The organism is Neorhizobium phenanthreniclasticum (genome assembly GCF_040066075.1).
GTDB lineage: Bacteria > Pseudomonadota > Alphaproteobacteria > Rhizobiales > Rhizobiaceae > Neorhizobium > Neorhizobium petrolearium.
The window spans coordinates 32,678-58,603 of record NZ_JBEAAL010000026.1; the positions used below are offsets into that span (position 1 = coordinate 32,678).

General features: G+C 62.8%; 25 protein-coding genes. 8 read left to right on the forward strand and 17 right to left on the reverse strand.

Translation table 11 applies throughout. From position 1 onward, the window contains the following. Positions 1-52 precede the first annotated feature (52 nt). The 12 genes from phnD to ABK249_RS26010 all read right to left on the reverse strand — a co-directional run bounded on the left by phnD (position 53) and on the right by ABK249_RS26010 (position 11,272). A complete protein-coding gene (gene phnD / locus ABK249_RS25955) occupies positions 53-964 on the reverse strand; it encodes a phosphonate ABC transporter substrate-binding protein (RefSeq protein WP_052182901.1) in 912 nt (303 codons plus the stop codon). 51 nt (positions 965-1,015) lie between these two features. After that, complete coding sequence (gene phnC / locus ABK249_RS25960; protein WP_227704785.1) at positions 1,016-1,840, reverse strand: phosphonate ABC transporter ATP-binding protein; 825 nt, start codon at positions 1,838-1,840, stop codon at positions 1,016-1,018. Between the two features lie 242 nt (positions 1,841-2,082). Then, the gene (locus ABK249_RS25965; protein WP_348864487.1) at positions 2,083-3,252 is read right to left on the reverse strand and encodes an alpha-D-ribose 1-methylphosphonate 5-triphosphate diphosphatase; all 1,170 of its coding nucleotides are present in this window, start codon (positions 3,250-3,252) and stop codon (positions 2,083-2,085) included. Then, a complete protein-coding gene (locus ABK249_RS25970) occupies positions 3,239-3,988 on the reverse strand; it encodes a phosphonate C-P lyase system protein PhnL (protein ID WP_227704786.1) in 750 nt (249 codons plus the stop codon). The genes ABK249_RS25965 and ABK249_RS25970 overlap by 14 nt, the downstream gene beginning before the upstream one ends. Positions 3,989-4,003: 15 nt before the next feature. Next, positions 4,004-4,837, reverse strand: a complete 834-nt coding sequence (locus ABK249_RS25975; protein ID WP_244446899.1) for an ATP-binding cassette domain-containing protein — start codon at positions 4,835-4,837, stop codon at positions 4,004-4,006. Next, on the reverse strand, positions 4,834-5,745 hold the full coding sequence (locus ABK249_RS25980) for an alpha-D-ribose 1-methylphosphonate 5-phosphate C-P-lyase PhnJ (RefSeq protein WP_037152346.1): 912 nt from the start codon (positions 5,743-5,745) through the stop codon (positions 4,834-4,836). Before ABK249_RS25980 ends, ABK249_RS25975 begins: the two co-directional genes overlap by 4 nt. Further along, positions 5,742-6,839: a carbon-phosphorus lyase complex subunit PhnI gene (locus ABK249_RS25985; protein ID WP_348864456.1), complete on the reverse strand. Its 1,098-nt coding sequence runs from the start codon at positions 6,837-6,839 to the stop codon at positions 5,742-5,744. The genes ABK249_RS25980 and ABK249_RS25985 overlap by 4 nt, the downstream gene beginning before the upstream one ends. Continuing rightward, positions 6,839-7,384 carry a phosphonate C-P lyase system protein PhnH gene (phnH, locus tag ABK249_RS25990; RefSeq protein WP_348864457.1) on the reverse strand — a complete coding sequence of 182 codons (546 nt, stop codon included), beginning with the start codon at positions 7,382-7,384 and terminating at the stop codon, positions 6,839-6,841. Before phnH ends, ABK249_RS25985 begins: the two co-directional genes overlap by 1 nt. Before the next feature lie 2 nt (positions 7,385-7,386). Further along, positions 7,387-7,845, reverse strand: coding sequence for a phosphonate C-P lyase system protein PhnG (locus ABK249_RS25995; protein ID WP_037152355.1), 459 nt, complete (start codon positions 7,843-7,845; stop codon positions 7,387-7,389). Between the two features lie 6 nt (positions 7,846-7,851). Next, a complete protein-coding gene (gene phnF, locus ABK249_RS26000) occupies positions 7,852-8,640 on the reverse strand; it encodes a phosphonate metabolism transcriptional regulator PhnF (protein WP_081952863.1) in 789 nt (262 codons plus the stop codon). 126 nt (positions 8,641-8,766) lie between these two features. Further along, the gene (locus tag ABK249_RS26005; protein WP_348864458.1) at positions 8,767-9,996 is read right to left on the reverse strand and encodes a flavin-dependent oxidoreductase; all 1,230 of its coding nucleotides are present in this window, start codon (positions 9,994-9,996) and stop codon (positions 8,767-8,769) included. Positions 9,997-10,120: 124 nt separating this feature from the next. Next, positions 10,121-11,272, reverse strand: coding sequence for a DJ-1/PfpI family protein (locus ABK249_RS26010; protein ID WP_348864459.1), 1,152 nt, complete (start codon positions 11,270-11,272; stop codon positions 10,121-10,123). 99 nt (positions 11,273-11,371) lie between these two features. Here ABK249_RS26010 and ABK249_RS26015 point away from each other — a divergent pair, with 99 nt between their 5' ends. Beyond that, on the forward strand, positions 11,372-12,304 hold the full coding sequence (locus ABK249_RS26015) for a GlxA family transcriptional regulator (RefSeq protein WP_348864460.1): 933 nt from the start codon (positions 11,372-11,374) through the stop codon (positions 12,302-12,304). 14 nt (positions 12,305-12,318) lie between these two features. On the opposite strand, the gene ABK249_RS26020 is transcribed toward ABK249_RS26015, so the two are convergent. The 5 genes from ABK249_RS26020 to ABK249_RS26040 are packed head-to-tail and all read right to left on the reverse strand — an operon-like array spanning position 12,319 to position 16,464. After that, positions 12,319-13,245: a dihydrodipicolinate synthase family protein gene (locus tag ABK249_RS26020; RefSeq protein WP_348864461.1), complete on the reverse strand. Its 927-nt coding sequence runs from the start codon at positions 13,243-13,245 to the stop codon at positions 12,319-12,321. 37 nt (positions 13,246-13,282) lie between these two features. Beyond that, the gene (locus tag ABK249_RS26025; RefSeq protein ID WP_348864462.1) at positions 13,283-14,161 is read right to left on the reverse strand and encodes an SMP-30/gluconolactonase/LRE family protein; all 879 of its coding nucleotides are present in this window, start codon (positions 14,159-14,161) and stop codon (positions 13,283-13,285) included. Next, on the reverse strand, positions 14,158-14,988 hold the full coding sequence (locus ABK249_RS26030; protein ID WP_348864463.1) for an NAD-dependent epimerase/dehydratase family protein: 831 nt from the start codon (positions 14,986-14,988) through the stop codon (positions 14,158-14,160). The genes ABK249_RS26025 and ABK249_RS26030 overlap by 4 nt, the downstream gene beginning before the upstream one ends. Positions 14,989-15,031: 43 nt before the next feature. After that, on the reverse strand, positions 15,032-15,751 hold the full coding sequence (locus ABK249_RS26035; RefSeq protein ID WP_052182903.1) for a FadR/GntR family transcriptional regulator: 720 nt from the start codon (positions 15,749-15,751) through the stop codon (positions 15,032-15,034). Continuing rightward, positions 15,751-16,464 carry a ribonuclease activity regulator RraA gene (locus ABK249_RS26040; RefSeq protein WP_348864464.1) on the reverse strand — a complete coding sequence of 238 codons (714 nt, stop codon included), beginning with the start codon at positions 16,462-16,464 and terminating at the stop codon, positions 15,751-15,753. Before ABK249_RS26040 ends, ABK249_RS26035 begins: the two co-directional genes overlap by 1 nt. Positions 16,465-16,657: 193 nt before the next feature. Between ABK249_RS26040 and ABK249_RS26045 the strand changes: the two genes are divergently transcribed. From ABK249_RS26045 to ABK249_RS26075, 7 genes are all read left to right on the forward strand, one after another. Further along, positions 16,658-18,607 carry an ABC transporter substrate-binding protein gene (locus ABK249_RS26045; protein WP_348864465.1) on the forward strand — a complete coding sequence of 650 codons (1,950 nt, stop codon included), beginning with the start codon at positions 16,658-16,660 and terminating at the stop codon, positions 18,605-18,607. Between the two features lie 122 nt (positions 18,608-18,729). Next, positions 18,730-19,716, forward strand: a complete 987-nt coding sequence (locus tag ABK249_RS26050) for an ABC transporter permease (RefSeq protein ID WP_227704797.1) — start codon at positions 18,730-18,732, stop codon at positions 19,714-19,716. 9 nt (positions 19,717-19,725) lie between these two features. Further along, positions 19,726-20,847: an ABC transporter permease gene (locus tag ABK249_RS26055; protein WP_348864466.1), complete on the forward strand. Its 1,122-nt coding sequence runs from the start codon at positions 19,726-19,728 to the stop codon at positions 20,845-20,847. Between the two features lie 7 nt (positions 20,848-20,854). Next, positions 20,855-22,615, forward strand: a complete 1,761-nt coding sequence (locus ABK249_RS26060; protein WP_037152378.1) for an ABC transporter ATP-binding protein — start codon at positions 20,855-20,857, stop codon at positions 22,613-22,615. Further along, positions 22,612-23,829: a mandelate racemase/muconate lactonizing enzyme family protein gene (locus tag ABK249_RS26065; RefSeq protein WP_037152380.1), complete on the forward strand. Its 1,218-nt coding sequence runs from the start codon at positions 22,612-22,614 to the stop codon at positions 23,827-23,829. The genes ABK249_RS26060 and ABK249_RS26065 overlap by 4 nt, the downstream gene beginning before the upstream one ends. Before the next feature lie 14 nt (positions 23,830-23,843). After that, entirely contained in the window at positions 23,844-25,031 is a 1,188-nt protein-coding gene (locus ABK249_RS26070) for a galactarate dehydratase (RefSeq protein ID WP_037152381.1), read from the forward strand. Between the two features lie 73 nt (positions 25,032-25,104). After that, the gene (locus ABK249_RS26075) at positions 25,105-25,908 is read left to right on the forward strand and encodes an aldose epimerase family protein (protein WP_348864467.1); all 804 of its coding nucleotides are present in this window, start codon (positions 25,105-25,107) and stop codon (positions 25,906-25,908) included. The last annotated feature ends 18 nt before the right edge of the window (positions 25,909-25,926 follow it).

The window sequence follows — 25,926 nt, forward strand, 5'->3', positions numbered from 1 at the left end:
GTCCCGCAAATCGGCGACACCGGCCATTCCGGTGCCGCGCCTTTCTCCCGTATCAGCCCTGGCGGCGCTGTTTCTTCAGCCAGTCGCGCATCTCGATGATCCATTCGTAGCGCTTATGGTCGACCTCGATATAGCCGTTCACGGTCGGGTCGCCGGACGTGATTTCCTTGTAGACGGCGGGGTCGTTCTTCGGCAGGTCTTTGACGGCGGTCCTGACCGCTGCGATCAGGCCGGCCGGCAGGTTCTTGCGGGCGGTGAGGGGACCGTTGGTGATTTCCGGCGATTGCCAGATACGACAGATCTGCCCCGCAGCGATCATGCCCTTGGTTTCCATGCGCTGCGGAATGCCGTTCTTCTCGGTATTGATATAGGTGGCAGCAGCATCGAACTGCTTGTTGAAGACGCCCATCACGCCGGTTTCATGCGAGCCGGAGAAGGGAACGGCCGAAAAGAAGGTCTTTGGATCGTAGCCCTGCTTTACCAGGTTGAAATAGGGAACCGCATAACCGGACGTGGAATCCGGATCCGCAAAGGCCAGAACCTTGCCCTTCAGGTCGTCGATGCTTTTGTAACCGGAATCGCAGCGGACGGTGACGACCGAAAAGTAGCCGCTTGATCCATCCTTGTCGACGCCCGCGAGCAGCGGCTCGACGCCGCCATTCGTCTCGGTATAGGCGGCGGCATAGGCCGACGAGCCGAGCGAGGCGAATTCGATCTGGTCGGCGGCCAGTGCCTGGATCACACCGTCATAATTGCCGGCGGTGAAGATTTCGACGTCAACGCCGAGCTGTTTTTCGAGATAGGCTTCGAAGCCCTTCCAGCGGGCGACGCGGTCCTTCTCGTTTTCGCCCGAGAGGACGCCGTAGCGGATCGTCTTGTAGGTCTGTTTCCATTCCTGTGCATGGGCGGAGCCGGCAAGGGCAAGCGCGGCCGTTACGGCCATCGTCAAGAGGACGTTCTTCATTATGTTTCTCCAGGGATTGATTATACCCGGCGCTGTTGCCGGAGCTTGGCGTCACGCCATTGTCGTCTGCCTGGCTTGAGAGCCTGCGGGAGGAGCAATGGCTGTTGATGTCACGGATTCATCGATTTCGAAGTCTGCATCGTCGCCGACGCCATAGATCGAGTTCAATCGATCGCGCGTCAGCTCGTTGGGCAGGCCTTCGAAGACGATGCGGCCGGCGCGCATGGCGATGATCCTGTCGCAATAGGCCCGCGCCGTATCGAGCGTGTGGAGATTGACAAGAACCGTGATCCCGTCCTCCCGGTTGATCTTCCGCAGGGCTTCCATGACGCGGGTCGCATTCGCCGGATCGAGCGACGCAATCGGCTCGTCGGCAAGCATGATTTCGGGACGTTGAACCAGGGCTTTGGCGATGGCGACCCGTTGCTGTTGCCCGCCGGACAGCGTCCCCGCCTTCTGCAGGGCCTGCGGCAAAAGTCCGAGACGATCGAGCGCCTGGACGGCCATGGCCCTCTCCGCTTCGCTGAAGTGCCGCGTTATCGTTGGCAGAAAACCTTGATGCGCGACGCGGCCGATCAGGACATTGGTGAGGACATCCATCCTCTCCACGAGATTGAACTGCTGGAAGATCATGGCGCAGGACGCACGCCACAAACGCAGGTCGCGCCCCTTCAGTTTGGTGATATCGCGCCCATTGAAAAGGATTTTTCCGTTCGAAGGCTCGATCAGCCGGTTGACCAGCCGCAGCAGTGTCGATTTGCCCGCACCGCTTCTTCCGATGATGCCGACCATCTGGCCGGCATCGATGGTCACCGTCACATCATCGACAGCATCCACCTGTCCAAAGGATTTCTTCAGAGAGTATAGTTCCAGCATCTATCCCATCCAAAAAAACAACATGGATTTTGGTCTCCCATCGAAGGGATGGCAGTGCCTGCCTACTGGAAGTATTTCATAGTTGTCGTGCATGACAGAATTATTATATTTCGTGAATTTTCAAAAAAATATTTCAGAATTTTTGAAAAACATTCGAAACTTTCAAATGATTGCTTTATTTTTTGGAATAAATGACCACCTGTCGTGCAGGCCGGGCCTTTGGACCTGGCCTGCAGTGTTCTTCACGCAGCCACTTTGGGACGATTGCCAACGACCCCGTCCGACCAGACCTGTTGCCCCGCTCGGATGGTGGCCCGCAACCTCGGCATTCTGCCTCTTTCCGCAATGACGAGATCGGCGCGCAATCCTTCTTCGATACGGCCGCGATCTGACAGTCCGAGGGCCGCCGCCGGATTCGCGCTGGCGAGCGCCGCGGCAGCCGGCAATCCGCCGTTGCCGATCTCCGCAAGCGCCAGCACGGCGGGCAGGATCGCGGAGGGGTGATAATCGCTGGCGAGAATATCGAGCACGCCGGCCGCAAAGGCTTCACGCGCCGAGAGGTTTCCGGAATAGGAAAGGCCGCGCAGTGCGTTTGGTGCGCCCATGGCGGTCGCAAGGCCGAGGCGACGGGCTTCGGCGGCCACTTCGAGCGTGATCGGAAATTCGCTGATCGCCACCCCGAGGCCGTGCATCAGCGATACTTTTTCGAGCGTGTCGTCGTCGTGCGAGGCAATCGAGACGCCCTTGTTCCTGGCCAGCTCCGCCAGTCCCGTGACGACATGCGTTGCATCGCCATGGGCCTCGCGCTGGGCCATTCGTTCCTTCACCATCTCGACGGCGGCCGCGTAGTCGATCTTCCTCGCCTTCGCCATGTTGCGGGTGTGGATTTCGAGATCGCGATACTGGCCTTGTCCCGGCGTGTGATCCATCAGCGAGATCAGGCCGAGCGCGCCGGCCGCCATCAGCTTTTCGGCGACTTCCACCGCGGATGGGAAAGTGATCTCGAAACGGGCATGGACCCGATGGTCGACGAGGAGTTCGTCACGCATTTTCCCCAACGTCTCGATCATCACGGTCGTATGCTCGACGGAGCGGACATGGCCATAGGTAGCCGGCGTGAAGGCGAGTGCCGCATAGGCGGTGGTGACACCGTTGGCCGCGAGTTTCTTGTCGAGATCGTAGATGCCGAGTTCGAGCGGCATGCGCACGTTGGCGCGCGGTTCGATTTCCTTCTCGATCATGTCTCCATGCATGTCGACGAAGCCGGGCAGGAGGAGCCGGCCATCGCCGCTGATATCCGCATCCAGTACGGGCGTGTCGCGGATCTCGGCGATCAGCCCGTCTTCGATCCTGACGGCCCCGCGTTCTATTACCCGATCGCGCAGGACGATCTCGAAATCACTCAACCACATCCTCTTCTGCCTCATCTGCAATCCTGATTGTTTCCAATTGAATTTCCCGGTCGATCAGACCGGCTACGTCTTCGGGATGATGGAAGACCCCGATCATTGCAACACCGGAGGCCTTGAGCTCGGCCAAGCGCCCGACCAGCGCCCGGCGCGCCGAGCGGTCGAGCGAGGCCGTCGGCTCGTCGAGCAGCAGAAGGCGCTGCGGCAGGATGAGCGCCCGCGCGAGATTGACCTTCTGCTGCTCGCCTCCCGAAAATGTCGAGGGATAGGCTGGCCAGAGCTGCGGCTTGACACCGAAGGCGGCAAGCCAGCGGCGGGCTTCCGATAGGGCCTCGGCGCGCGGCGTGCCGGCAAGCCTGAGGGGCTCGGCGACGATCTCGTCCGCGGCCACGCGCGGACGTGCGTTGAGGAACTGCGTGACAAAACCGATCTCCCGGCGGCGCAGCAGGGCGATGTCGACATCGGCGGCGGCCGCGAGGTCGATGACGCCTTCCCGCGTGTGGTAATAGGCATGCCCCGCGCGCGGCAGGTAAGACCGGTAGAGGGTCCGCAGAAGGGTGGATTTGCCCGCGCCGTTTTCGCCCTTCAACAGGATGAACTCGCCCTCGTTCAGCTCGAAGCCGATATTTTCGAAGGCAAACAGGGTGCGCTTCAGATGATGCATTTCGAACTGTTTCGAAAGGCCTTCGACGCGCAGCACCGGCGCAGGTGACGGCATCGCGGATGTGTGAATGTTCACGTTCGCCTCTTCACGTCAGAGTTTCGCATGCACGAGCTGCTGGGTGTATTCATGCTGCGGGTCCTGGAATATCTGGTCCGCAAGCCCCTGCTCCACCACCTCGCCCCTGCGCATCACCATAACCCGGTCTGCCATCGTGCGTATGACGCCGAGATCATGCGAGACGAGTACCATGGTGATGTTGCGGTCGCGCTGCAACGTCTTCAGCGTATCGAGGACGAGGGCCTGGACGCTGACGTCGAGACCTGTCGTCGGCTCATCGAGCAGAAGCAATGCCGGTTCGAGCGCGATCGCCTTGGCGAGCTGGACGCGCTGCTGCATTCCGCCCGACAGTTCGGAAGGCCGCGCGTCCATGCGCGTCAGTGGAAATTCGGAGGCGTCGAGCGCTTCCCTGGCGCGCTGGCGTAAGGCAGCGAAGTTGCGTTCGCCGGCGATCAGCAATCGCTCGGCGACATTGCCGCTGCTGCTGTGCCTCATCAGCAGGCCAAGATGCGGGTTCTGGTAGACGATGCCGATATGGTGCGCTCTCAGCATCCTCCGCTGGAAGCGGTCGAGCGTGAAGAGGTTGTCGTCTATACGCCCGGGAAGCGCCAGATGGTAGGTGCCGGCATCAGGCGTATCCTCGAGGTTCATCATCCTCAGCAGTGTGGACTTGCCGGAGCCGGATTCTCCGACGATGCCGAGCACTTCCCCCGGATAGACCATGACATCGACGCTTCGAAGCGCCTGCACGTTGCCGTAAGTACGGCTGATGCCGTGCATTGTCAGGATGGGCGCTGCCGTCATCAGTCGCGGAGGCTGGTGCCGGATGGCCGGCGTGCGGCCATCGAAGAATGCGTCGGCCATCATTCCATCCTTCCGTTCTTGTACCAGGTTTCGCTGAGCGTCACCGGCTCGCCCTCCGCCTTGCGGATGTTCTTGATGCCGAAATGACTGTCGGAGAGCTCATAGAGCGACGAGCCGTCGTCCTGCGGCAGCTCGTTCATGAAGAAGCCTTCGACCCCGCTGCGGTAGCAGGTCTTGTCCTGATGGTCCTCGACGCGATAGGGCACGTCGTCGAAAACGAGAGGTTCGACGCTGGTATGAGGCGGCACGGCGAAGATGCGCTTTTCCCGCCCCGCCGAAAGGATCGTCAGGTGGTCTGCCTGATTGAGCTTGGGTACGTCCCAGCGCGGGATCGGCGACGGCGTCATGACATGGCGGCCGTTGACCATGCTGGGATAGCTCGATCCCTGCATGATCCGCCCCGATCTGACGAGCTGCTCATAAAGGATCAGCCAGAGCTGGCCGTAATCCGCATCGCCATGCATTTCGCGGGCGATCGACATGTCAGGCTGGACCGGGCGCAGCGGCTCCGGATTGGGAACCTGCAGCACGAGAATCTGATCCTCGCGGAGCTTTTCCTCCGGAATGCGGTGGCGGGACTGGATGATCGTCGCCTCGGTCGTATCACTGGTCTCGGTGGCGCCGCCGACCTTGGCAAGGAACTTGCGGATGCTGCTGGCATTGACCGAATCGTCCGCCCCCTGGTCGATCACTTTCACCACCGAGTCCGGTTTGAGAAGCGTGAGCGTGACCTGCAGCCCGCCGGTGCCCCAGCCGCGGGCAATCGGAACGTCGCGGCTCGCGTAAGGGACCTGGTAACCGGGAATGGCAATAGCCTTGAGGGTGCGTCGGCGAATTTCGCGCTTGGCCGATTCATCGAGAAAACCATAGTTGAAGGCCGACCATGGCTTGGTCAGTTCATTGAGTTTCACAGCAAAACCTCGTCTTCTTCTGGCTGCATTTCCGTCTCGGGTTTTGCCTTTGCGATGGCGGCTTCCTGCTGGTCCGTTTTGACCCGGCGCAAGGCGTCGAGGCTCGACTGGAACGTCACGTAATGCGGCAGCTTGAAGTGGATGCAGAAGCCGGAACCTTCGACCGGCTCCGTATGATAGAGCACGAATTCCTCGTTCGATGCCGGATGCGGGTTCGGCTGGTTCGAAGCAAGATCGAGCGTCGCGGCGGCGATCACCTTCACCTCGTTCCAGCCGAAGGTAGCCGCAAAACCGAGTTCCAGTTCCCTCGCCTTGGAGATCACTTCCGTCTGGCTGATGCGAACCCGACCGGCGCTGAAGATCGTTCCGCGTGGATGGCGCATTCGCACCGGTGCTTCGGCAAGTCGCAGTTCGTTGACAGTCGGGTGGACCGAGCCGTAGCCCCGCATCGTCGAATAACCGAGCGCCAGAGTCCCGCCCGTGTCGGCGCGCGCCAGGCTCTGCAGCTTGTGCGCGCGGCTTGCCGGAAAGAGCAGCGGCTCGCGTGTGACGTCCGGAATGTCCTCCGTCGGCACGGTTTGAGCCGGATGGTCGGGGATAAGCCCCTGCGCCTTCTGCCAGACAGCGAGCGAGGGCTGGGTCGCCGGTGCGGGTTCCTTCGCGGGCTCGACCGCCGGCGGTTCGTAATTCTGGCCGTTCAGCACGCCGACCTGCAGCAGGCGGTGGGAATAATCGAGCGTCGGGCCGAGAATCTGTCCGCCGGGAATATCCTTGAAGGCGGCGGAAATGCGCCGGACCGTGAAGAGATCCGGCTGCGTCACCGGTTCTGCAACGGCAAGCCGCGGCTGGGTCGTCCGGTAGGCCCGCAACAGAAGCACCGCCTCGTAGAGGTCGCCTCCGGCCTGCGCCAGCGCAAGCGCGGCAAGGTCGGGTTCGTAAAGCGAGGCTTCTCCCATCAGCCTGTCGATCAGGTAGGGAAGGCCCTCGCGCATGGCATCCACCCGCTCGCGGGTGATGATGCCGAGATCTTCTCGGTAGAACCTCTCGGATTGTTCGATGGCGCGTTCGCCGCCTCTTGTTGCCACATAGGCCATCACAGCACCTCGATCTTGGTTGAGCGGGGGATGCCGATCAGCCGGTCGCCATCCAGGACGTAGAGATCCCATCCGAGCGGATAGTGGATGGAATTGGCGCGCATCCGCCAGAAGGACGGATGGATGCCGTCGATCCGGATGGTGAGCGATCCGCGTATGCCGGGACCAATTAGGCGCAATGCCTGTCCGGCGCCGAAACGGGCTGACGCAAAAAGCGTGGCTGCCTCGTCCGGATAGGCGAGCGTGCCGATGCGCAACCCCGAGAGCATGGCCACATCCTCGGCAGTTGCGAGCGGCGCGAAGACATAGTCGGCGTTCTCGATGGCGGCGGGTTTTCCGCCCGTCAGCATGAGCAGTTCGGAAAGCGCGGCGTCATCCGCGACGTGGAACGTACATTCGCGATCGATGAGGGTTTCGGCTATGGCTCGAAAGCCGGTTGTGGGAAGGCGGCGCTCCAGCCCGGGACGGGCGAGCGCCCACATCAGCTCTTCGAAAGCCGCATTGGTGCGGATGTCCCCGGCGGTCGGAAGGATGGACAAGGTCATGGTCAGAAGGTCTCCATCTGCACGCGTGTCGCCTCGACCTTCCTCAGCCGCTTGCGATCGCCCTCTTCCTGATGGGTCTTCTCGGAGTCGAGAAATTCGAGAACCAGCTCGCCGGAATGCTCCGCCGCGATTGCCGCATCGATGACGGCGATCGCCATGGCATGCTCCAGATCGCGGCCGACGACCGCGCCATAGCCCTCGACGTTTCGCCCGGGCACGCGGATATGGGCTTCGGCGAGCAAGACTTCACCAAGATGGAACGCCGTGTCGCGGACCGTGTCGACCATCGGCAGCATGGCAAGGCCGGTGCGGTTGACGAGCACGTCCACATCCCCGAGCCCATCCAGAAGTGCTTCCGCGCAGGCCTTTATCCGGGCGGGCCGGCTGGCTGCCATGATGCTGAGTGTTTCGCCGTGGCTGTATGGGCCGATGAACGGTTCTGCGTCTTTGAGATCGGTCATGCTTCCCTACTCTTTCTGTGCACCGGCCGCCGCATCCACGTTGCCGGGCTCTTCGTCGTAATCGATCGCGAACTGGATACGCTCTCCCGCCCAGACGGTTTCCGAATAACCGATCGGGCAGCCTTGCATGTCGACATCGACCTTTTGGACCACGAGCACCGGCTGTTCCTGCGACTGTGCCAGAAGGCGAGCCTCCTCGGTGATCGGGAGGCGCGTGAAGATCGTGGTGCGATGGCGCAAGTAATCCGGAATGCCGAAGTCCCGGTAGATTTCGGTCACCGATACGCCCTGATGCCGGCGAATGTGCATGTTGGGAAACCGGCTGACCGGGTGATAGGCGCGACTGACGGTGATCGGGACGTCGTCGGCAAATCCCCGCCGGACGATCATATAGACCGGGTCGCTTTCCGGTATCCGAAGCGCCGCGGCCACGATGGGCGGCGCCGGGATTTCCAGTTCCTCGACCGGCTGGCCCGAGGGAACGCGCCCCTGTTCCTTGAGGTTCTTGCTGAACCTCGTCCGTCGCGCGATGTTATAGCGGATGACGGACTGCTCCTCCACGAAAGTGCCGCGCCCCTGTTCGACACGGACTTTTCCTGCGCTGGCGAGCTCGGCAATCGCGCGCCGGACGGTATGTCGCCCGACGCTGAACCGATGCATGATCTCGATCTCGGTCGGCAACCGGGCTCCGGGGACAAGCGTTCCGGAGGCGATGTCCCTGCTGATCTGTTCTTCGACTGTCTGCCATTGCCCCCATTTGGAGCGGATGGCTGGCGCTTCAGACATCTCTATCATTCGGATGAATCCTGAATTCATTCGGATGATTATGCCTATAACAGCTTCAGGTGACAATTATGTGTAGGACGGCAGGTGCTCGATATTTTATTCGCAGCGCAAACTCGATGCTTCGGGCCGAGGCCGTCATGGCCGCGCGAATCCGGCTAATGAGGCGTAGCCCCGGACCACGCTCTTGCGCTCTTCGTAGGAGGCGATTGCATCGATGTCGTCGAACCCGTCGGGCGCGCGGGCTTCGATCATGTCGATGACGCCTTCCGGTCCGCCCCGTCGGTTGGCGAGCACGATATCGGATGTGGCAGGCTGGCGCTCGGCATCATAGGCCAGAAGCGCAGCCTCGATTTCACCGGCCTTCTGCAGATGCGTGGAAATGCTTTTTGCATCGAGAATGGCTTGGCTCGCGCCGTTGGAACCCACCGGATACATGGGGTGGGCCGCATCGCCGAGCAGCGTAACCCGCCCGAACGACCAGCGAGGCAGCGGGTCGCGGTCGCAGTTGGGATATTCGTAAAAGCTGCCCGTCGCCTCGATGATCGCCGCCGGGTCGACGAAATCGAGATGGAACCGGTCGCGCACGAAGGGCAGCACTTCGTCCATGATGCCGGATCGGCTCCAGTCTTCCCGTCGCAAAGGTTGCGTGCCCGTCTCGGCGGTCTTCGCCATCACGGCCCAGTTCGTCAGGCGTCTCTCTGGCTCTTTCGGATCCGCCTCGATCGGGTAATAGACGAATTTCGCGAAATTGCCGCCGGCGATCGCCATCGTGCGCCCGTCCCGCCATTTCGGCCACTGGGTAGCACCGCGCCACAGCATGATGCCGCTCCAGGTCGGCGAACCCTCGGCGGGATAGAGCGCGGCTCGCACGGCGGAATGGATCCCGTCGGCGCCGATCAGAAGATCGCCCCGGACCTCGCCACGGGAGCCGTCGCGCCCGGTCAAAAGTGCCGTGACGCCTTCGGCGGTCTGCTCGAAGCCATCTATCCGGCATCCGGTCCTGATGGCGCCTAGGCCAAGCCGGTTGACCACGGCCCGGTATATCAGCCCCAGCAGCTTGCCGCGATGGATGCTGAACTGCGGCACGTCGTAACCGGCATCGAGGCCTCGCAATTCCTGCCACACGACCTGCCCGAACCGGTTTGCATAGATGAGTTCGCGCGTGCGGATACCTGCCTCGTCGAGGTCCGCCATCAGCCCCAGATCGACCAGTTGACCGACGGCATGCGGAAGCATGTTGATGCCGACGCCGAGCTCGCGCACCTCCTCGGCGCGTTCGAAGATTTCGACCTCAATTCCCGCCCGATGCAGGAAAAGGGCTGTGGTCAATCCGCCAATTCCGGCCCCTGCTATCAATACCTTCATCGCTGGTTATCCTCCCTTGGCTTGCCAGACGATCGGCCCACTCCTCCCGCAAAGGGAACGTAGGAAATCGGCCCTTTCGTGGCTCCGCTCCTCACGCGCGGCGCACCCTTCGGGACGGCCGATCTTATTGCGGCATGTCCCGCCGCGGGTATTCGAGCTGCATGGCGACGAACTCGGCGATGCGCGCCTGATAGCGATCGGTAATGGCACGAAGGGTTTCGTCCAGGACCTTCGCCGGCTGCCGATCGTCGATTGTTGGAACCAGCAGATCCCTTGGCCAGTGTGCTGTAACTTCTTCGGGAACAAGGCGGATGCCGTTGCGGCTCTGCTGCGGCTCGGAAGTCGCGGTGAACGTCACTGCCCGGGACCGGTAGGTCCGCGACCAGGCATCGGCCGCGAGGGCGAGCGACACTTCGTCCATGCCGGGCGTAAGTTCGATGCCGAGTTTTTCCCGGTTCCAGAAAGCAAGCGTATTGCCGATTGCCGCCAGCGCGAACGGGCGGGTAAGCCTAAAGGCGCTGCTGTCATGGCGCGCATCCCACCCCGCAAGGCCTAGATCCCGGGCGGTGCTCTCCGCTTTGTTCCTGCCGCCGATGGCCTCGATCAATGTCAGCATCATCGGCATGGAAGCGGTGATCCCCGTTGTCGTCGCAATGCCCTGATCCACGACCAGCCGCCGATCCGCGATGTAGCGGACTGCAGGGTGTTCCTTGCGCAGTTCGTCGAGATAATACCAATGGGTCGTCGCCCGCTTGCCGTCGAGCAGACCTGCTGCGGCAACGACTTTCGCGCCGGCACAAACGCTGATGATGATTGCTTTCTTGGCCGCCTGGCTCCTGATCCACTGTAACGCAGTGGGATCATCGTCGCGGTACATGGCCGGAACGATGACATAGTCCGCACCCTCCGGATACCGCGCGTCGAAATCGGCTATGGTTGCCTGCGCTTCGACCTTGAGCGCCGGATAGAGTGTCACCGGCCCCGCAGCCGTCGCAAGGGCGATCACTTCCGCGACGTCGGCGCGCCGGAGGATGCCATAGGGCATGAGATAGTCGGTCGTTTCGGTTCCGTCGTTGATGCCGATGATCGCCACCACGGGGCGCATGCGTTTCGGGGGCTTCAACGCTGCAATCGTTGCGTCAGTTTCTTCCTGTGGAATCGGTCGTATGGCCGCCGCGGCCGTCGCCGCAGGCAGCGAGAAAATCCAGGTGCCGCCGATCGCCAGCAAAAGTGCGATCACGCCCAGGACGCTCCACGACAAAAGCCGCCAGTTCATGATCGCTCGCCTCGGCTCGTTCCTTCGTGTTCCGGCTTGAAAGCGAGATTACAGCCGCTACGTTCTGTCTGGAATGACATAAATCGGGCATTTCCTGCCATGCGCCGAGCGATCGCCACCGTCATCTTTCCGGGTTTCCAGCTACTGGATGTGGCTGGCCCGACGACGGCTTTAGAGATCGCCGAGCGGTTTCGGCCGGAAAGCTACGAGCTGATGCTGATGGCGCCCGGTGGAGGTGAGATCGAGAGTTCTTCCGCGCTGAAGCTCACGGCCGGGCAGCTCCAGGGAGGGCCTTTCGATACAATCATCGTCTCGGGTGGTGATGTCATCCGTTCCATGCCGGCGTTTCAGGAAATACTGGCCTGGCTGAAGCGTGTCACGTCGCGACGGACGGCGAGCGTCTGTTCGGGCGCCTATATCCTCGCCGAAGCCGGCTTGCTCGATGGGCGTCGCGCCACCACCCATTGGGGCAATTCGGAGGATTTCGCCCGCCGCTATCCAAAGACCCGGCTGGATGCGGAGCGCATCTTCATCAGGGATGGCGATGTCTGGACGTCTGCGGGCATTTCAGCCGGTATTGATCTGGCGCTTGCGCTGATCGAGGACGACCTCGGCCCGGAGATCGCCCGTCGGACGGCGCAGCAGCTTGTGGTGCATCAGCGACGGCCGGGCGGACAGTCGCAGTTTTCGGCGCTGACGGAACTGGGCGGGCGGACTGGCCGGTTCATGGACCTGATCGAATGGATGCGCAGGAGCCTCGCCGAGCCGCTGACTGTGGAACGTCTTGCCGACCGCGCGGCCATGAGCCCGCGCAATTTCGCTCGAGCCTTCTCGGCTGAAACCGGCATGACCCCGGCAAAGGTCGTGGAGCGTCTGCGTCTCGAGACCGCGCGAAGGGCGGTCGAGACAAGCCATTCCCCGCTTGAGCACATCGCCGAGGCCACCGGTTTCGGCGACTCCGGTCGTATGCGCCGTGCCTTCATTCGCAACTTCGGCCAACCGCCTCAGGCTCTGAGACGGCTGGCGAGGTAGAACCATACCGCGGATTAGACTGCGGTATCGAGTTTTCTGCCTTCCGTTGCCCAGCTCTTGAGAAGGCCCGCAAGCTTTACCCGGTCTTCCGGATCGAGCCTCGGCAGGCCGGGAAGGCGTACGTCCCCGACGGCGAGCCCCATGATGCCGACAGCCTCCTTGACGACCGTGACATTGGCGCCGTTGCGGTATTTCGTGCGCATGCGCTCAAAGGGCTCGATGAGCGCGATGATCCGGCGGGCCTCGGCGAAGTCGCCGCTTTCGAGTGCGGCATGGATGGCGAGTGAAAACTGCGGTGCGACATTGACGAGGCCGGACGTAAAGCCTCTCGCGCCGGCGGCGGTGAAGGCCGGTGCCCAGCTTTCCGCCAGGCCACAGACGAAGAGCGCATTGCCGGGATCGGAGGCCGCAATGGAACGCGACAGCAGGAGGATGTCCGTCGTCGCGAACTTGATGCCGGCGATGTTCGGATGGCTCGCCAGCCGCATCATGTCGTCGAGGCCGAAGCCTTCGGCTCGCACATAGGCGACGAGCGGCAGGGGCGATTCCTCCGCAAGCCCGCGAAAATAATTGACCTGTGCGGCCGGCGCCGCGAAGGGATCGACGGGCTGATGCGACATCACGGCCGAGGCGCCCATGGCTTTCGCGGCCTTCGCCATTTCGATCGCTTCGCGCAGCGAGCGGCCGACAGCCGCCGTCACGGGTGCTTTGCCGTCGACGCCGGCGACAGCCGCCTCGATGACGGTGCTGATTTCGGAGGGTGTCAGCGTATAGAATTCGCCGGTATTGCCTGCCGCCACGATATTATGGATTCCGGCGGTCGCAACGCGTGCATAGACGGCTCGTGTCGTATGGGCGTTCACCTCGCCATCGGTGCCGTAGGCAGTGATCGGCACCCCGGATATGCCGGTCAATGCTTTTCGAAAGTCCCGGATATTCATGATCTTTCCCTCTCCTGGTTTACGGAGACAATTGGTTTCAAATCGCAAAACGGTGGACCGGCGTACCTTGAATGCCGGCTTCGAAGGCAAACACTGTTCCCTGCTCGAAAGTGCCGTTGTTATCGTTCGAAAGGGTGGTCACATAGATCGTGCCGAGGTCCGGGCCGCCGAAACAGGGCATGGTCGGCGATTTTGCCGGCACCTTGTAGATCTCGATGACCTCGCCATCCGGCGATAGCCGGTTGACGCCGCCCGATAGAACGCCGGCGATCCAGTAGAAACCGTCCGCATCCATGGCCGCGCCGTCCGGGCGGCCTTCCTCGGGCGTGAAATCGCGGAGCCGGCGCGGCGGACCGGTCACTCCCTTTTCCGGGTCGAAATCGAAGACCTGGGCGAAGAGGCCGCTGCTGTCGGAATGGTACATCGTCCGGCCGTCCGGGCTCCAGGCGAGGCCGTTGGAGGTCAGAAGCCCGTCGGTAATGATGGCGAACGTGCCGTCCGGCATGACCCGGTAGAGGCGCGCGTTGCCGGTCTGCGGAATAGCTTCGTCGCGCGTGCCGACCCAGAAACAGCCGTCCGGCCCGACCTTGCCGTCATTGAGCCGGCTATCCGGGCGGCCGCCATCGGGATTGCAGAGCAGTTTCATGGTTCCGGTCTTCGGATTCATGATGTGAACGCCGGTTTCCAGCGCAACCGCGATATCGCCGCTTTCGCAGAGCGCCAGGCAGCCGATCTTGACCGGCATGTCGAAACGGTCGACCCGGCCATCGGCCCTGAGGCAGATGGCCGCCGGCGCGAGAATGTCGACAAGCCAGAGATCGCCGGTCCGGTCGTCCCATGTGGGCGATTCGCCCACCTTCAGGGGAAAATCGATAACGCGGCGGACGTCGGGGGTAATGATCTTCGTCTTGCTCATGATGGCGCTCCCGAAGGCACGACCAGTCCGTCCCGGTCACGCAGCCGGATATTTCCGTCATGGTCGGGTTCGCAGAAACCACCACCCTGGAAGAAGGAGGCCACGGCGCTCTCGGTTGCCTGCTCGATGCGCAGGTGATCGCGGGCATTGTCCTGCGGTCGGTAACCGAGGCGTTCTGCGAGTTCGTCCCGCCACCAACGGGCATCGGTGCGGGACATGCCATAGACCACGGCGGCGGCGATATCGGGATGGGTAAGCCCGATTTTAACCAGCTGCCAGAGGTCGCGGGCGCTGATCCAGATCGCCGCCGACCGTTCGCTGTTGGGATAGACGGCGGCGTTGCCGATGCGGATCGAAAGCGTGCGGATGCCCGCCGTGTCGTAATAAAGCCCCGCGACAAGTTCGCCCCAGCATTTCGATAGCCCGTAGCGGCTGTCCGGGCGCGGGATGTCGAGGGGCGAAATCGTCTGCGAACGGGGATAGAAGCCGGTCGCGTGATTGCTGGAGGCGAACACCACGCGGCCGACGCCGTTTTCCCGCGCCGCCTCGTAGAGATTGTGGGTCCCGAGAACGTTGACGCGCAGGACGTCACCGATTTCCCCCTCGCGCGGAATGCCGCCGAGGTGGATGATGCCATCCATGCCTTCGAGCGCCCTGCGCATGGCGTCGGCATCGGAAAGGTCGGCCTCGAAGAAGCTCTCGTTGGAAGCCAGGCTTTCCGGCGCTTTCAGGTCGATGAGCCTCAGATGCTCCACATCGGGGCAAAGAAACTCCCTGAGCTGCGAAGCGATATGGCCCGCACCGCCCGTCATCGCGATCCGTCTCAAAATACTCCTCCTCCCGGGCGCCTCCCCGCGCCGTGTCCGGAACTTAACTTCCCACGCCCTGGAACATGCGGGCGCGTGCATTCAGGATATGAGTCTTCATCGCGTCATGCGCTTCCTGTTCCCGGCGTGCCAGAATGGCCTCGACGATCGCCGTATGCTCGTCCTGGACGGTGCGGACATGCAGCGGGGTCCTCTTCAGGCTGAGGCTGCGCGTCACCGACATGCCGATTGCGAAATGCGGCCTGAACCATTCCCTGACGATCACATGGAACTGGTTGCCGGTCGCCATCGCGATCGCGTCATGCAGCGCCTGGTCTTCCTCCGCCCCCAGTTCGCCGACCTCAAGACATCGTTCGAGCGCCTCGAGTGCCGCGGTGATCCGGATCTTGTCGTTGACCTGCCAGTTGCGGGCCGCAAGCTCGGCAGCCTCCGCTTCGAGCCCGGCGCGGAATTCGAAGAACCGCTGCACGTCGGCAAGCGAGCCGACCGGCACCTGCTTCAAGACCGAGGAATCCGGCCGTTGCCGCACGTAGGAGCCCGAGCCCTTGCGCGAAACGATCAGCTGGTCGGCCCTCAACCGCTCCAGCGCCTCGCGCACGACCGGCCGCGAAGCCCCCAGCATGACGGCGAGGTTGGGTTCTGATGGAAGCCGTTCGTTGACGGGAAAGCGGCCGTCGGCAATCATGCTCACGATCTTCTCGTAGATGATGTCGCTGAAGCGAGGTTCGGTCTTCGCCGCCGCTATCACGCCAGGCTGGTCCATCAGCGTCCCTTTTCACGTCTCCATTCGCGGAACTCGGCCTCGGCTTCCGGTCCGGGCGGATAAAGCCCGAAAATCCCCCGTCCCGCCTTCACGCGTTCCTCGACGAAATCCTCGAAAGCCGTCTGCTCGACCGCTTCGTCGGCCACTTCTTTAGCCATGGCGGCGGGAATGACAACCACGCCTTCGTCGTCGCCGACGATGATATCGCCGGGATAGACGGGCACATCGCCGCAGCCGATCGGCTGGTTGATGTCGAGCGCGTGGTGGCGGATGAGATTGGTCGGCGCCGAAGGGGCCGCATGATAGGCCGCGAACGGCAGTTTGGCGATGTCCGGCGTGTCGCGGAAGCCGCCGTCGGTGACGACACCCGCCGCCTCGCGCATGTAGAGCCTTGTCATCAGGATGGCGCCGGCCGAAGCCGCGGTCGAGTCCTTGCGGCTGTCCATCACCAGCACATGGCCGGGCGGGCATTCCTCGATGGCGCGGCGCTGCGGGTGTGTGCGGTCGGTGAAGACGCCCACGTGATCGATGTCTTCCCGCGCCGGGATGTAGCGGAGTGTGAATGCCGGCCCGACGAGCCGGGGAGCATCCGGGTTGATCTTGTGGATCCCGTGAATGAACACGTTCCGAAGCCCGCGCTTCAGAAGGATCGTGGTCAGTGTGGCGGTCGAAACCGTCTTGAGCTTTTCCCGTGTTTCCTCAGCGAATGTCATCCGTCTTCCTCCCATGCAGTCATGAGGCTGCTTCCGCCTAGAACTATTTAACCTGTAAAAATCTGTCAATACTTGTAATCATCTGAAAAGCGGCTTATGGTCCTCGAGCCGATCGGATGGAGGGTCCGAGGCGATGGCGGCTGGGAGGCCGCTGGAGCCATCCGGTGGTTCTGGAGGACATGGGAGGACTTCAATGCGCGACGATGAGTTCATTTCTGCCGGCGTAACCCGCCGGACGTTTCTGGCAGGGGTGGGTGGAGCTGTCGCCCTCTCCGTTGCCGGTGGCAGTGCCAGGGCCGCCGGCGGAAAGGAGGCGCCGCAGCTGGCTGCCCTCGTGAAGGAGGGAAAGCTTCCGCCCCTGGCGGATCGGCTGCCGCAAAACCCGATGGTCGTGACGCCCTCCGAGAAAGTCGGTGCTTATGGCGGCACGTTGAGGCGCGGCCTGCGCGGCTCGTCCGACCATAACGGCATCCTCCGCATGGTCGGCAATCAGAGCCTCGTGCGCTGGAACCTGGAGTTCACGGCGGTTCTTCCGAACCTTGCGGAGAAGTGGGAGGTCAATGACGATGCCTCGCAATTCACGTTCCATCTTCTGAAGGGCGCGAAGTGGTCCGACGGGCATCCATTCACGGCCGATGACGTCGTCTTCGCCATCGAGGACGTCGTCAAGAACAAGGAACTTTACAGCGCGACACCGGCGCAGATCGTGGTTGGCGGCAAGCCGGTCACCGTCGAGAAGATCGACGATTACACCGTAAAATTCACCTTCGCCGCGCCGAATGCGCTTTATCTCGAAAATCTGGCGACGCCGCTCGGGCAGCATCCGACGCTCTTCGCGAAGCATTACTGCAGCAAATTCCTGCCGAAATATAACGCCAATCTGGATGCCGATGTGAAAGCGGCGGGCGTGACGAGCTGGACCGAGCTTTTCCGGGCGAAATGCGGAGATATCGAAATCCCGTCCCGCTGGGCCAACCCCGAAAAACCCGTTCTCGATCCCTGGGTGATCAAGGAGCCCTACTCCGGCGGGGCAACCCGTGTGTTGATGACCCGCAATCCGTACTTCTGGCAGGTCGATACGGAAGGCAACCAGCTCCCCTATATCGACGAGCTGAACTTCGGCATCTCGCAGGACGTCGAATCGCTGATGCTGAACGTCATCTCCGGCAAGGTCGATATCCAGGAGCGCCACATCAACAGCCTGGCGAACAAGCCAACCCTGTCGCAGAACATGGAGAAGGGTGACTACCGGCTGTTGTCGCTGGTTCCCTCGGCGGCTCAGCAGTGCTCGCTCTACCTGAACATGACCCACAAGGACCCGGCGTTGCGCAAGATATTTGCGGACAAGTCCTTCCGCCAGGCGCTGTCGATCGGCATCAACCGCCAGGAGATCATCGACATCATCTATTTCGGCCAGAGCGAAGGTTACCAGACCGGCCCGCGTCCGGGCCATCCCTGGTATCACGAGAAACTGGCACGGCAATTCACGGAATATGACCCGGATAAGGCCAATTCCATGTTGGATGCCGCCGGCCTCGACAAGAAGAGCGGCAACGGCATCCGTTTGCGCCCGGACGGACAGCCGATCTTCTTCGCAGTCGACGTCATCCCGACGCTCTATCCGGACCTCGTCGACGTGCTGGAACTGGTAAAGGCGCATTGGGCAGGAATCGGCATCGACATGAAGGTCAACACGATCGAACGCGCGCTCTACTACACCCGCGGCGACGACAACGCCCATGACGCGCAGGTCTGGCCCGGTCCCGGCGGGCTCGACCCGATGCTCGACCCGCGCGACTTCTTCGCCTTCCACCCGCAGGGTTCCCGCTATGCCATCCCGTGGACGCTCTGGTACACGTCCAACGGCGAGAAGGGCGAGGAGCCGCCGGAAAGCCAGAAGAAGCGGATGAAGCTCTATGATGAGGCCCGCTCCACCGCCGATCTCGACAAGCGCGGGGCGATCATGAAGCAGATCTTCGATCTCGCCGCAGAGGATTTCGAGGTTATGGGAGTCTGCCTGGCGGTCGGCGGTTTCGGCGTGATCCGCAACAACCTCCGCAACGTGCCGGAGAAGCAGCCGGATAGCTGGTCCTGGCCGAATCCTGGTCCGGCACTGCCGCAGCAGTTCACCTTTACGAGCTGATTTGTCTTGGCCGTGCCGCCGCCCTGGGCGGCGGCACTTCTCCAAATCCTATTGCCCAGGCACCGCGGCGAAAGCTTCTGCTTTGCGTCGGTGTACCGTGCAATCCGAATTGCGAGCGTTCCATGCTGAAATTCGTCGTCAAACGCCTTTTCTGGATGATCCCATCGCTGTTTGCGGTGAGTTTCCTGGCCTTCGTGCTGATCCAGCTTCCGCCCGGTGACTTCGTCACCACCTATATCGCGACGCTTGCCTCCTCGAACGAAGTCATTGACCAGAATACCGCTGCGTCCCTGCGCGAGCGCTTCGGGCTCGATCAGCCGATGCTGGTGCAGTATCTCAAATGGATATGGGGCATCGTCACCCGCGGCGATTTCGGCATCTCGTTCGAATGGCAGCAACCCGTTTCGGGCCTCATATGGGAACGCATGGCGCTGACGCTGGTGCTGGCGCTTGCAAGCCTGATCGCCACCTGGGCACTCGCGCTGCCGATCGGCGTCTACTCCGCCGTGAAGAAATACTCGATCGGCGACTACGCCTTCACGGCCTTCACCTTCTTCGGGCTCTCGATCCCGTCCTTCCTGCTCGCTCTAGTGCTGATGTATGTCGCCGCCGTCGAGTTCGGCGCCGATGTCGGCGGCTTGTTCTCGTCGGAATACGAGACCGCGCCCTGGAGCATCGCCAAGATGTTCGATCTCCTGACGCATCTGTGGCTGCCGGTAGCGATCCTGGCGGTGTCGTCCACGGCGAGCCTGATCCGCGTCATGCGCGCCAACATGCTGGACGAACTGCCGAAGCCTTATGTGACGACGGCGCGGGCCAAGGGCCTTTCCGAATTCCGGCTGCTCGTCAAATATCCGCTGCGCATCGCGCTCAACCCGTTCATCTCGACGATCGCCTGGCTGCTGCCGAACCTGATTTCCGGTTCGGTCGTGGTGGCGATCGTGCTCAACCTGCCGACCGCAGCGCCCCTGCTGCTCCAGTCGCTGATGGCGCAGGACATGTATCTCGCCGGCGCCTTCGTGCTCCTGATCTGCGCGCTCACGCTGATCGGCTCGCTGATCAGCGATATCCTGCTGGCGCTGGTCGATCCGCGCATCCGGCTCGAATAGGAGGGCGACATGGCCGACATTGCCATCACCAATATCCGTCCGGACCGCGCCGCTGTCGCTTCGCAATGGCAGCTCATCTGGTGGGCTTTCAAGCGACACAGGCTTGCCATGGTCGCGCTCTTCGTCACGGTCGCGATGTATATCGTCGCCGTCGTACCCGGCTTCTTCGCGATCAACGATCCGATCCAGCAGAATGCGCGCGCGACGTTCCACCCGCCGCAGGCCATCCACTTCTTCGACACGACGAACGGCTTCAAATTCGGGCCGCACTACTATCCGCTGAAGCTGACCCGCGACCCGGAGACGCTCGCGGCCATCTACAAGGAAGACACGACCCGGCGGATTCCGATCACCTTATTCGGGCGCGGCTACACCTATTCCGTCTTGGGCCTGTTCGAAACCGATATCCACCTGATCGCAACGACCGACAAGGCGCATCCGCTCTTCCTGTTCGGCGCCGACCGCCTGGGTCGTGACGTCTACAGCCGCACGGTGCAGGGTGCGCAGATATCGCTGTCGATCGGTCTTGTCGGCGTCTTCCTGTCGCTGCTGCTCGGCATCGTGCTCGGCGGCATATCGGGGTACTACGGCGGCCGCATCGATTTCGTCATGCAGCGCGTGATCGATTTCGTCCTGTCGCTGCCGACGATCCCGATTTGGCTGGCGCTCGCCGCGGCACTGCCGCAGGGCTGGCCGGCAACGCTGCAATACATGATGATCACCATCATCCTGTCCTTTACCGGCTGGGCGCAGCTTGCCCGCGTCGTGCGCGGCCGGTTCCTGTCGCTTCGGACGGAGGAGTTCGTGGCGGCAGCCCGCCTGGACGGCGTGCCCGAGGGCCGCATCATTTTCCGGCACATGCTGCCGAGTTTCGCGAGCCACATCATCGCGTCGATGACGCTCGCGGTGCCGGCGATGATCCTCGCCGAGACGTCTCTTTCCTTCCTCGGCCTCGGCCTGCAGCCGCCGACCATCTCCTGGGGCGTGCTCCTGCGCGAGGCGCAGAACATCCGCTCCATCGCGACCGCTCCCTGGCTCTTCATGCCGGGAGCCGCCGTCGTCGTCGCCGTCATGGCGCTCAATCTCTTCGGCGACGGCCTGCGCGATGCGGCCGATCCCTATAACAAGTGAGGCGCCGATGACCGATATTCTCACCATCGCACCCCGCCCTGCAATGACGACCAATAAGCCGCTGCTCGAAGTGAAGAACCTGGTGACGGAGTTCCCGCTCCGCACCGGCATCTTCCGGGCGGTCGATAATCTCTCCTTCTCGATCGAGCCGGGCAAGACGCTCTGCGTCGTCGGCGAGAGTGGATCGGGCAAATCGGTCACGGCCCGCTCGATCCTGCAGATCATCGATACACCGGGCCGCATTGCCTCCGGCTCGATCACTCTCAACCGTCAGGACGGAAGTTCGCTCGACCTCGCGAAACTCGATCCGCGCGGCAAGCTTATTCGCTCGGTGCGCGGCGCCGACATCGCCATGATCTTCCAGGAGCCTATGTCGTCGCTCTCCCCGGTGCATACCGTCGGCGACCAGATCACCGAAGTGCTCCGCCTGCACCTGAAGATGAGCAAGGCGGAGGCCAGGGCGGAGGCGATTTCGCTGCTGCGCCAGGTGGAAATCCCGGATCCCGAAAAGGCGCTCGACCGCTACGCCTTCCAGTATTCCGGCGGTATGCGCCAGCGTGCGATGATCGCCATGGCGCTCGCCTGCAAGCCGCAGCTTCTGATCGCCGACGAACCGACGACCGCCCTCGACGTGACGACCCAGGCCGAGATCCTCGACCTGATCTCGCGGCTCCAGAAGGCCCACGGCATGGCGGTGCTGTTCATTACCCACGACATGGGAGTGGTCGCCCAGATCGCCGACGACGTTCTCGTCATGCATCACGGGGTGATGAAGGAATACGGCCCGGTCGACGAGATTTTCCATGCGCCGAAGGACCCCTATACGCGCATGCTGATCGGCTCGGTCCTGAAGCTGGAGCAGAAGGCAGAAATCCGGCTTGCGCGGCCGCCGCTCGACACCACCGCCGATCCCATCCTCGATATCCGCAATCTCACCATGGAGTTCGGCGAGTTGAAAGCGCTGAACGATGTGTCGATCGCCCTTCTGCCGGGGGAAACGCTCGGCATCGTCGGCGAGAGCGGCTCGGGCAAGACGACGATGGGTCGCTCGATCATGCGGCTCTATGATCCGACCGCCGGCGAGATGCATTACCGCCGCGCCGACGGCAAGGTCGTAGATCTCGCCAGGCTGGAAGGGGCGGAGCTGAAGGCGGCGCGTAGGGAACTCCGCATGGTCTTCCAGGACCCGTTCGGCTCGCTCAATCCGCGCATGACCGTCGCCCAGGTCATCGGCGAACCGTTGCTCGTCAATGGCATCGCCAGGGGCAGGCAGCTCGACGAGCGCGTTTGCCATCTCATGGAGCAGGTTGGCCTCGATCCGGCAACCCGCGAGCGTTATCCGCACGCCTTCTCTGGCGGCCAGCGCCAGCGCATCGGCATTGCGCGCGCAATCACGCTCGATCCGCGGGTCATCGTGGCGGACGAGGCGACGTCGGCCCTCGACGTCTCCGTCCGCTTCCAGGTGCTCGACCTTTTGATGCGGCTGCAGGACCAGCTTGGCCTGGCCTATATCTTCATCAGCCACGATATCGGCGTCATCCGCTACATGTGCGACCGGGTCGGCGTCATGTATCGCGGCAGGCTCGTCGAGGTGGGCGAGGCGGACAAGGTCTGCAACGCCCCCGACCATCCCTATACGCAGGCACTGATCTCGGCCATTCCCCGGCCGGACCCGCGCGACCGCGACCACTCCCGGCGGTTCCGCTACACCGAACCCAGCCCCTATACCGAACCCAGTAACGTCAAGAATGGAAGTTCCGCACGATGAAGATCACGGGAATTCGCACCTTTCTCATGCATGCCGGCCAGCCGCACCGCTCCAAATGGGCATCCGACGGTCATGCGGGCCATGTCACCCAGCACAAGCTCGAAGGCACGCGCAACTGGCTTTTCCTGAAGATCGAGACCGACGAGGGCATCACCGGCATCGGCGAATGCTCCGGCTGGCCGCGGGTCATCGAGACGGCCATCAAGGATCTCGCGCCGCTGCTAATCGGCGAGGACCCGGCGCATATCGAAAAGCTCTGGCAGAAGATGGCGATCGCCATGATGGGCCACGGCATGCTCGGCACGGTCGGCGGCGGCGCCATGACCGGCATCGACATGGCGCTCTGGGATATCAAGGGCAAGGCGCTCGGCGTGCCGGTCTGGAACCTGCTCGGCGGCAAGGTCCGCGACCGCATCCCGATCTATTCGCATGCCAACACGGTGGAGCAGGCGCTCGCCGTCAAGGAGCGCGGCATCAAGGCGCTGAAATGCGGTGGCGTCTCCGATCCGGTCCGCAAGGTCGACATGCTGCGCGAGGCGGTCGGCGACGAGATGGACATCGCCATCGACCTGCACGGCCCGCCGTGGATGACGCCGGCCGATGCCTGCCGCCTGGTGCGCAAGCTCGAACCCTACGAACTGCTCTGGGTCGAGGACCCGATCGCGCCCGACAATATCGAAGGCTACCGCCGCATCCGCGACGCCGCACATATCCCGCTGGCATCGGGTGAACGCACCGCGACCATCTTCGGCGAGCGGCAGCTCATCGAGGAGGAACTGGTCGACGTCATCCAGCCGGATACGGGCCGCGCCGGCGGCATCACCCAAATGAAGAAGATCGCCGCCATGGCGGAAGCCCATCACATCCAGATGGCGCCGCATTCCGGCTCGCTCGGACCGGTCGCGGAATATGCCGCGCTGCACGTGCTCGCCTCGATCCCGAACGCGCTCATCCTGGAACGCATCGACGACGACTGGGAAGGCCGCCAGCATGTGATCGTGCCGCATCCGGTACAGGAAGGCGGATCGATCGCCGTGCCCGATGCGCCGGGTCTCGGCTGCGATATCGACGAGGAATTCGTCGCCCGCTTCCCGAGCGAGGGCAATGTCTCGGTGCCGGTGCAGGAAAGCGGAAACTCCTACAACCCCGGCACCTATGGCGAACGCCTCTATATCCAGACACGCCTTTCGCGCCGGCATTATTTCAACACGTGAGGGATATCTGAAGGATGAAGATCGATCGCATGCGGGTCTTCATGACCCGCGACAAGGATCGGCCGCGTGTCATCGTCGCGCTCGATACCGACGACGGGCTCACCGGCTGGGGCGAATGCTATAACCATGGGCCGGACAAGGCCTTGCCGCCGCTCTTGGACTATCTCTACGGCTTCATCGCAGGGCAGGACCCGACGCGGGTGGATTTCCTGGTCAACCTGATGATTCAGCAGAGCCGGTTTCCGCCGGGCGCGCTGGGTCTGGCGGCGATTTCCGGGCTCGACCATTGCCTCTGGGACCTCGCGGCGAAGGCGGCGGGCGTGCCGGTCTACAAGCTTTTGGGCGGCGAGGTGCGCGACCGGGTCAAGATCTATGCCGGCGTCTACACCGCGCCGGACGTACCGGCGGCGAAGGAGGAGCTGGACCGGCTGAACGAGGAATGGGGCTTCACCGCCTTCAAGCTCAGCCCGTGGCGGATCGATATCCACGCCAATCGCTGGGGCGAGGTGGTGCGGAGCTCGGCGGAATATTTCCGGACTTTGCGGGAGGCCGTGCGGCCGGAATACGAGATCGCCTTCGACGCACATGCCAAGATCTACGAGCCGGCGGCGGCCCGCCAGCTCGGCAACGCGCTGGCGCCCTACGACCCGCTATTCTTCGAAGAGCCGCTGCGCCCGGAAAACATCGACATGTGGGGCGACCTGAAACAGGGCCTGAACTGCACGCTGGCGACGGGGGAATCGCTCTATAACCGCAACGAATTCCTGCGGTTGCTGCAGGTGAAGGGCGCGGACCTGATCCAGCCGGATATCTGCGTCGTCGGCGGGATATCGGAGATGAAGCGGATCGCGACGCTGGCCGAGGCCTTCTTCGTGGGCGTCGCGCCACACAATCCGATGGGGCCGCTCGCGACGGCGGTCAACGTGCATTTTTCCGCCGCGCAACAGAATTTCAAGATTCTCGAATACCGGCTGCCGAAAGGTCAGGCCTATGTCTATGGCGGCACGGAAGTCGAAAAGCGGGAAGGCGAAACGCGTTATGTCGTCGATCCCTACCTGCCGAAGGACGGCTATCTGGAACTCCGGCCGGATCGACCCGGCTGGGGCGTCGAGCTGGACGAGAAGGCGATGCAGGAAGAGGGCTATATCCACTGGCAGCGGCGCGTGCCGAAGCGCCCGGACGGGTCCTATGCCTTCGCCTGATTGGCCCGGGAGCTGGACAAGCATAAGGAGCGGGCCTCTTGACGCCCGCTTCCTCCCCGAAAATGGCGGACGGATGACCCATCTCGTCCACGAACGGTTCGGCGACATCCTCATACCGACCACCGGCCCGGAATTCGATCCGCTGAACTGGCCGAAGGCCGGCGCCTATCCACTGTTCCCCTATCATAACCGGCTGGTCGGCGCTGCCTTCGAGCATGAGGGCAGGCACTATGAAGTCCTGCCGCATCCAGCACTTGGGAGCGATGCACAGCACGGGCCGGCCCACCGTCGGCGCTGGCATGTGGTTTCGCATGAACCAGACCGGATCGAATTGGCCCTGAACTATGAAGCGGATGCCGACTGGCCTTTCGATTTCCGCGCCGTGCAGCGCTTCGTACTCGCCGACGGCCGGCTGGATGTGGAACTCGCGCTGACGAACACGGGAAATGGCACCATGCCGGGTGGTTTCGGCTGGCATCCCTATTTCGCGGCCGGCCTCGGGAATGCTGTCTCCTGCGTTGCGGCAGAAATCTGGCCGGTAAGCTCGATGGGCATCCCGAGCGGAGCAGCACCGCAAACGCGCGACGCCAACAAGCCGTTTCCTAGCGAGGGCTTTACGGTTTTCCTGTCGGAGTGGGGGGCTGCGACGGCCACCCTTGATGGCGGCGCCGAGATCACGCTCACCGCCGGTCCGGAACTGCCGCATCTGGTGGCGCACCGCATGCCGGCCTATGTCTGTCTCGAACCCGTCTCGCATGTTGCCGGGGCCTTCGGCTTCCCGCCGGAAGCAAAGGCGGCCGCGGGCCTTTTTGTCCTGCAGCCGGGGGGAGAGCGGTCGGCCCGCCTTTCGCTTGGCGTCACCGGCAGCACTGCCTGATATCCATCGCCCTCCGGA